The organism is Methylobacterium sp. B1, from assembly GCF_000333255.1.
In the GTDB taxonomy this organism is placed as follows: Bacteria; Pseudomonadota; Alphaproteobacteria; order Rhizobiales; family Beijerinckiaceae; genus Methylobacterium; species Methylobacterium fujisawaense.
This window is the reverse complement of the sequence record NZ_BACT01001040.1, coordinates 1-5,566: the sequence shown is the minus strand read 5'-3', so window position 1 is coordinate 5,566 and position 5,566 is coordinate 1. Positions and strand designations below refer to the sequence as shown.

6 protein-coding genes are annotated in these 5,566 nt (G+C 72.6%); 1 reads left to right on the top strand and 5 read right to left on the bottom strand.

Going from position 1 to position 5,566, the window contains the following annotated elements; translation table 11 throughout:
• Positions 1-185: 185 nt before the first annotated feature.
• Complete coding sequence (locus I53_RS29030; protein ID WP_043357616.1) at positions 186-1,781, top strand: ABC transporter substrate-binding protein; 1,596 nt, start codon at positions 186-188, stop codon at positions 1,779-1,781.
• Between the two features lie 71 nt (positions 1,782-1,852).
• Here the strand turns inward: I53_RS29030 and I53_RS29025 are convergent, their stop codons facing one another.
• The 5 genes from I53_RS29025 to I53_RS29005 all read right to left on the bottom strand — a co-directional run.
• The gene (locus I53_RS29025) at positions 1,853-2,266 is read right to left on the bottom strand and encodes a VOC family protein (RefSeq protein WP_043357614.1); all 414 of its coding nucleotides are present in this window, start codon (positions 2,264-2,266) and stop codon (positions 1,853-1,855) included.
• 38 nt (positions 2,267-2,304) lie between these two features.
• A complete protein-coding gene (locus tag I53_RS29020) occupies positions 2,305-3,339 on the bottom strand; it encodes a biotin-dependent carboxyltransferase family protein (RefSeq protein WP_043357612.1) in 1,035 nt (344 codons plus the stop codon).
• Positions 3,332-4,066: a 5-oxoprolinase subunit PxpB gene (gene pxpB / locus I53_RS29015; protein WP_043357609.1), complete on the bottom strand. Its 735-nt coding sequence runs from the start codon at positions 4,064-4,066 to the stop codon at positions 3,332-3,334. The genes I53_RS29020 and pxpB overlap by 8 nt, the downstream gene beginning before the upstream one ends.
• Positions 4,059-4,832, bottom strand: a complete 774-nt coding sequence (locus tag I53_RS29010; protein ID WP_043357607.1) for a 5-oxoprolinase subunit PxpA — start codon at positions 4,830-4,832, stop codon at positions 4,059-4,061. The genes pxpB and I53_RS29010 overlap by 8 nt, the downstream gene beginning before the upstream one ends.
• Before the next feature lie 27 nt (positions 4,833-4,859).
• Positions 4,860-5,566 (bottom strand): M20/M25/M40 family metallo-hydrolase (locus I53_RS29005; protein ID WP_043357605.1); only part of this gene is annotated, 707 nt, incomplete at its 5' end.

The window sequence follows — 5,566 nt, the reverse complement described above, 5'->3', positions numbered from 1 at the left end:
ATCGACCGCGCGGCCCTGCGCCGGCGCGCCGAAGAGGCCGTCCGCGCCCCGTGACCGGCCCGGGCGGAACGGCGCTTGCAGGTTGTGTTCCCGCGGCATGCGCGCCCGCAGAAGGCTGCCTCGCGAAGCGCCGCCCGGCGCAACCGTCCCCGCCCGCCTGATCCGGAAAGCCAGGAGTGACCTCCATGCTGCGACGAACCTTCCTCGGCGGTGCCGCCGCCGCGGCCGCCGTCCCCTTCCTGCCGGCCCGCCCGGCCCTGGCCCAGGGCGGCCGGGCGAGCGTCCTGCGCTTCGTGCCGCAATCCGACCTGACCATCGTCGATCCGGTGACGACCACCGCCTACGTCACCCGCAACCACGCGCTCATGGTGTTCGACCAGCTCTACGGCCTCGACGCGCAGTTCACGCCGCAGCCGCAGATGGTGGAGGGGCACACGGTCGAGGATGACGGGCGGCGCTGGATTTTCCGGCTGCGCGAAGGACTGAAGTTCCACGACGGCGAGCCGGTGCGGGGCCGTGACTGCATCGCGTCGACCCGGCGCTGGGCGCAGCGCGACAGCCTCGGGCAGGCCCTGATGGCCCGCACCGACGCCCTGGAGGCCCCGGACGACCGGACCTTCGTCATTCGCCTGAAGCGCCCCTATGGGCTGATGCTCGAGACCCTGGCGAAGCTCGGTCCACCGGTCCTCGTCATCATGCCCGAGCGTCTCGCCGCCACCGACCCGGCCCAGCAGATCCCCGAGCTGATCGGCTCCGGGCCGTTCCGGTTCAACACCAAGGAGCGGCTGGTCGGCGCCCGCGTGGTCTACGACCGCAACCCGGATTACCGGCCCCGCGACGACGGTCCGGTGTCCTGGGTGGCGGGGCCGAAGCGGGTCCATTTCGAGCGGGTCGAGTGGCAGGTCATGCCGGATCCCGGAACCGCGGCCGCTGCCCTCCAGAACGGCGAGGTCGACTGGTGGGAGAACCCGATCAGCGATCTCGTGCCGACGCTCCAAGCCAGCCCGCAGATCGCCACGCAGCTCGCCTCGCCGCTCGGAAATCTCGGCACCGGCGTCATGAACCACCTCTATCCGCCCTTCGACAAGCCCGCGGTCCGTCGCGTGGTCCTCGAGGCCCTGTCGCAGGCGGACTTCATGGCGGCGGCGGCCGGTGACGATCCCAAGTTGTGGCGCAAGGATGTCGGCCTGTTCACGCCGGGGACCGCCATGGCCACCGATGCCGGGCTCGACGTGCTCACCCGGCCGCGCGATCTCGCCAAGGCCAAGCGCGACCTCGTGGCCGCCGGCTACACGGGCGAGCGCGTCGTGCTCATGTCGACGAGCGAGAATCCCGTGCTCAGCGCCCTCGGCGAGATCATGCACGACCTGCTCCAGCGGCTCGGGATGAACGTGCAATACGTCGTGTCCGACTGGGGCACGCTGGTCACGCGCCGCGCCAGCAAGGCGCCCCCGGACCAGGGCGGCTGGAACATCTTCAACACGACCTGGACCGGCCTCGACATGGCCAACCCGGTCGTGGAGCAGGTCCTGCGCTGCGGAGGCCCCAAGGGCTTCTTCGGCTGGCCGGACCTGCCCGAGCTGGAGAGCCTGCGCGAGGCCTGGATCGAGGCGCCGGATCAGGCGGCGCGGAAGACGATCGCGGCCCGGATGCAGACGCTGGCGATGCGCGACGTGCCGTACCTGCCGACCGGCCAGTATTTCTACCGGACGGCCTTCCGGCGCGATCTCCGGGATGTGGTCGACGGCCAGTTCGTCTTCTGGAACGCCCGCCGCGTCTGACGGGCGGTGCGCCCCGGCCGCCCGTCGCCGCTCCGGCGACGGACCGTTGCCACGGGGAGGGCGCTTGAGCCTCAGTGCGCGAAGACGGCGGCCAGATCCCGGAAGCCCTTGATCTCGATCGGATTGCCGCTCGGGTCGAAGAAGAACATCGTGCGCTGCTCGCCGGGCTCCCCGGCGAAGCGGACGACCGGCGGGATGTCGAAGGCGATGCCGGCCGCCTCGATGCGGCCGGCGAGTGCCTCCCAGGCCTCGAGCGGCAGCACGACGCCCAGATGCGGCATCATCACGGTGTGATTGCCGACCTTCCCGCTCCGGGTGGTGGTGAAGGGCTCGCCCAGATGCAGCGAGAGCTGATGGCCGAAGAAGTCGAAATCGACCCAGGTCTCGGTGCTGCGGCCCTCCTGGCAGCCGAGGACGCCGCCGTAGAAGCGGCGGGCCGCGTCGAGATCGGTGACGTGGTAGGCGAGATGGAACGGCGTGAGCATCGACGGTCTCTTGCTTCGCAGGGGAGGGGGTGGCGCTGTCAGGGCGCCGGATCCGGGGCGCGCGCCGAGACGACGCCGCCGACGAGGTTGCAGGACAGCAGGAACGCGCTGTCGAGAGCGTCGCCGCCGGCCGGCACCAGCGCCGCCAGCCGCGCGTCCAGGCTGCGCCGCGCCGCGCGGGCGATGGCCTGGGCCTCCGCGACGGCGACGGCCGCGAACCGGATCGTCTCGCCCGGCCGCACCTGCGCGAGGCGACCGAGATCCGCCGAAATCACCGTAACGATCTTCGGGTAGCCGCCGGTGGTGTGCCGGTCGGCGAGCAGGATCAGCGGCCGCCCGTGGCCGGGTACCTGGATGGAGCCGTTCACGATCCCGTCCGAGACGATGTTGAAGCCGTCCGCGTGGGCGATCGGCGGCCCGTCGAGGTGGCAGCCCATCCGGTCCGCCCGCGCCGTGAGGGTGTAGGGTTCGGACAGGAAGGTCCGCAGGCCCTCATCGGTGAAGCCGTCGGCCTGCGGCCCGAGCACCACACGGATCGGGCCGCCGAAGGTCGGCCGGTGGGCCGGCGGCAGGGTCAGCGGGCGGTCGCGGGGCGCGGGCGCCACGAGGGGCAGCAGGTCGCCCGCGGCCAGGGGGTTGCCGTCGAGGCCGCCGAGACGGGTGCGGGTGTGCGTCGCGACGCTGCCGAGCATCGGCGCGACGGCGAAGCCCCCGGCGACCGCCAGGCAGGCGCGCAGGCCCTCCCGCGGGGCGCCGAGGATGAGTCGATCCCCCCGCCGCAGGTCGTGAGCGGTGAACGGATCGAGGGCGCGGCCGTTCAGGCTCATCGAGAAGGGTGCCCCGGCGAGGGCGACGCGGCAGACCTCCGTCTCGCAGACGAGGGTCGGACCGACCATCGCCATTTCTATTACCGCGGCGTCGAGCGGGTTGCCGACGAGGCCGTTGGCGAGCGCCAGAAGGTCTGGATCCATCGCCCCGGACCCCGAGATGCCGTAGCGCAGGTAGCCCGGCCGCCCGCCATCCTGCAGGGTCGCGGAAACACCGGGGGCGATGACGTGCAGTCCCTCAGGCATCGATCCGCTCCAGGGTCGCGACGGTCTCGCCGGCGCGGGCGGCCTCGCTGAGGGCGTCGAACGCGGCGCGGTCGATCGGCTCGAACCGGATCAGGTCGCCGGCCGCGAACAGGAACGGTTCGGCCCGGGCCGGATCGTAGGAGCGCGCGGGCGTGCGGCCGATGAGCTGCCAGCCGCTCGGCAGCTCCAGGGGCGGGGAGACGCCGGTCTGGTTGCCGCCGATCGAGACGCTGCCCGCCGGGGTCCTGGGCCGCGGATCGGTGCGCCGGCTCGCGTGGAGCCGGGGATCGAGGCCGCCCAGATAGGCGAAGCCGGGGGCGAACCCGATCATGTAGACGCGGTAGTCGCGGCCGGCATGGAGGGCGATCACCGCCTCCGGGGTGAGCCCGGCCCCGGCGGCGAGGTCGGCGAGGTCGGCGCCGTGCGCGCCGCCGTAATGGACCGGCACCCGCCAGCGGCGCAGCGATCCCGTCGCCCCGTCCGGGGGCGGCCAGTGCGCGGCGATCAGCGCCGCGAGATCGGCCCGGGGTAGCAGGTCCGGATCGTAGAGGACGAGGAGCGAGCGGTAGGTCGGCACGGTCTCCAGGAGCCCCGGGCGCCCGGCACCGCGGAGCGCCGCGTCGAGGGCGATGACCTGCGCGTTGATCGCGGGGTCGACCGCGCGGCCGAGCTCCACCGTGAGCGCCCGGTCGCCGCTATCGAGGAGGCGGTAGCCGGGCTCAGACACCGAGCACCTCGGCCATCGGCCGCAGGGCGATCCCCTTGGCGGCGCAGTCGTCGCGCAGGCGGTGCGCCATGGCGACGGCGCCGGGCGTGTCACCGTGGACGCAGACCGTGTCGATCCGCGTCGGGATGCGCCGCCCGGACAGGCAGATGATCGCCCCGTCCTCTAGCATCCGCGCCACGCGCTCCGACACGGAATCGGGGTCGTGCAGCACCGCACCTGGGACTTTGCGCGACACCAGGGTGCCGTCATCCGCGTATGCCCGGTCGGCGTAGATCTCCCGCGCGATCGGCAGCCCGAGCTTCTCGCCGGCTTTCTCGGTCTCCAGGCCGGGCATGACCACGAAGATCAGGTCGCGGTCGAGGGTGCGGATCGCCCGGGCCACCGCCAGGGCGAGGTCGGCATCCTCGTTGGCCATGTTGCCCATCGCCCCGTGGGTCTTCACGTGGCGCACCGGGCAGCCGGCATCCTGCGCCAGGGCCAGGAGGGCGCCGACTTGGTAAAGGACCGCCTTCTCGATGTCGGCCGGGCGCTCGCCCTGGATCGGCCGCCGGCCGAAGCCCCAGAGGTCGAGGAAGCTCGGATGGGCGCCGGCCTGCACGCCGTTCGCGGCCGCGCGGCTCAGGGTCTCGTGCATCACCAGAGGGTCGCCGGCGTGGAAGCCGCAGGCGATGTTGGCCGAGGTCGCCACGGTCAGCATCTCGGCGTCTTCGCCCAAGCGGTAGACGCCGAAGCCCTCGCCCATGTCGCAGTTCAGATCGACGATCATCGGTGCATCCTTTCTTGCGCGCAGGGTTCAGGCTTCCGCGACGAGGTGGGCCACCAGGGTCGCGGCCGCGCAGAGATCCTCGATCCGCATCGCCTCGTCGGGGTTGTGGCTGCCGTTCTGGTTGCGGATGAAGATCATCGTGCTCGGCACGCCCTGGCCGGCCAGCGTCGCGGTGTCGTGCCCGGCCCCGCTGGCCATCGTGCGGAAGGGCATCCCGAGCCGGCGCGCATGGCCCGACAGGGCCTCGACGAGTGCCGCGCTCATCCGCGCCGGGGTGCTGCCGGTGCGCTCGCCGAGGACGAAGCGCACGCCGCGGGCGGCCTCGATGGCGGCGACGCGCTCGGCGAGCGCCGCCTCGACCCGGTCCAGCACGACGGGCTCGGTGCTGCGCACGTCGAGGCAGAAGCGGACCTCGCCGGGGATCTTGGCGAAGGCGTGCTGGACCGGGTCGGTGGCGACCTCGCCCAGCGTGATCGTGACCGGGCAGCCCTCCGCCTCCAGTGTTCCCCAGAGGGCATCCAGGCCGGTGATCAGGTCGGCGAGGGCGAAGACGGCGTCGCTGCGCGCGCTCCGCGCCACGGCGCCGGAATGGCCGTAGCGGCCGAAACAGGCGGCCTTGCGATAGCGGAAGCTGCCGCTGATCGCCGTGGCGAACCCCACCGGGCTCCCGGCTGCCTCCAGCGCCGTACCGTGCTCGATATGCATCTCCACGAAGCCGTGGATCCGCGCCGGAT

What these genes read in the sequence shown, in the direction of transcription:
- I53_RS29030 (WP_043357616.1), top strand. Translation starts at nt 186, where the DNA reads ATGCTGCGACGAACCTTCCTCGGCGGTGCCGCCGCCGCGGCCGCCGTC.
- I53_RS29025 (WP_043357614.1), bottom strand. Translation starts at nt 2,266, where the DNA reads ATGCTCACGCCGTTCCATCTCGCCTACCACGTCACCGATCTCGACGCG.
- I53_RS29020 (WP_043357612.1), bottom strand. Translation starts at nt 3,339, where the DNA reads ATGCCTGAGGGACTGCACGTCATCGCCCCCGGTGTTTCCGCGACCCTG.
- I53_RS29010 (WP_043357607.1), bottom strand. Translation starts at nt 4,832, where the DNA reads ATGATCGTCGATCTGAACTGCGACATGGGCGAGGGCTTCGGCGTCTAC.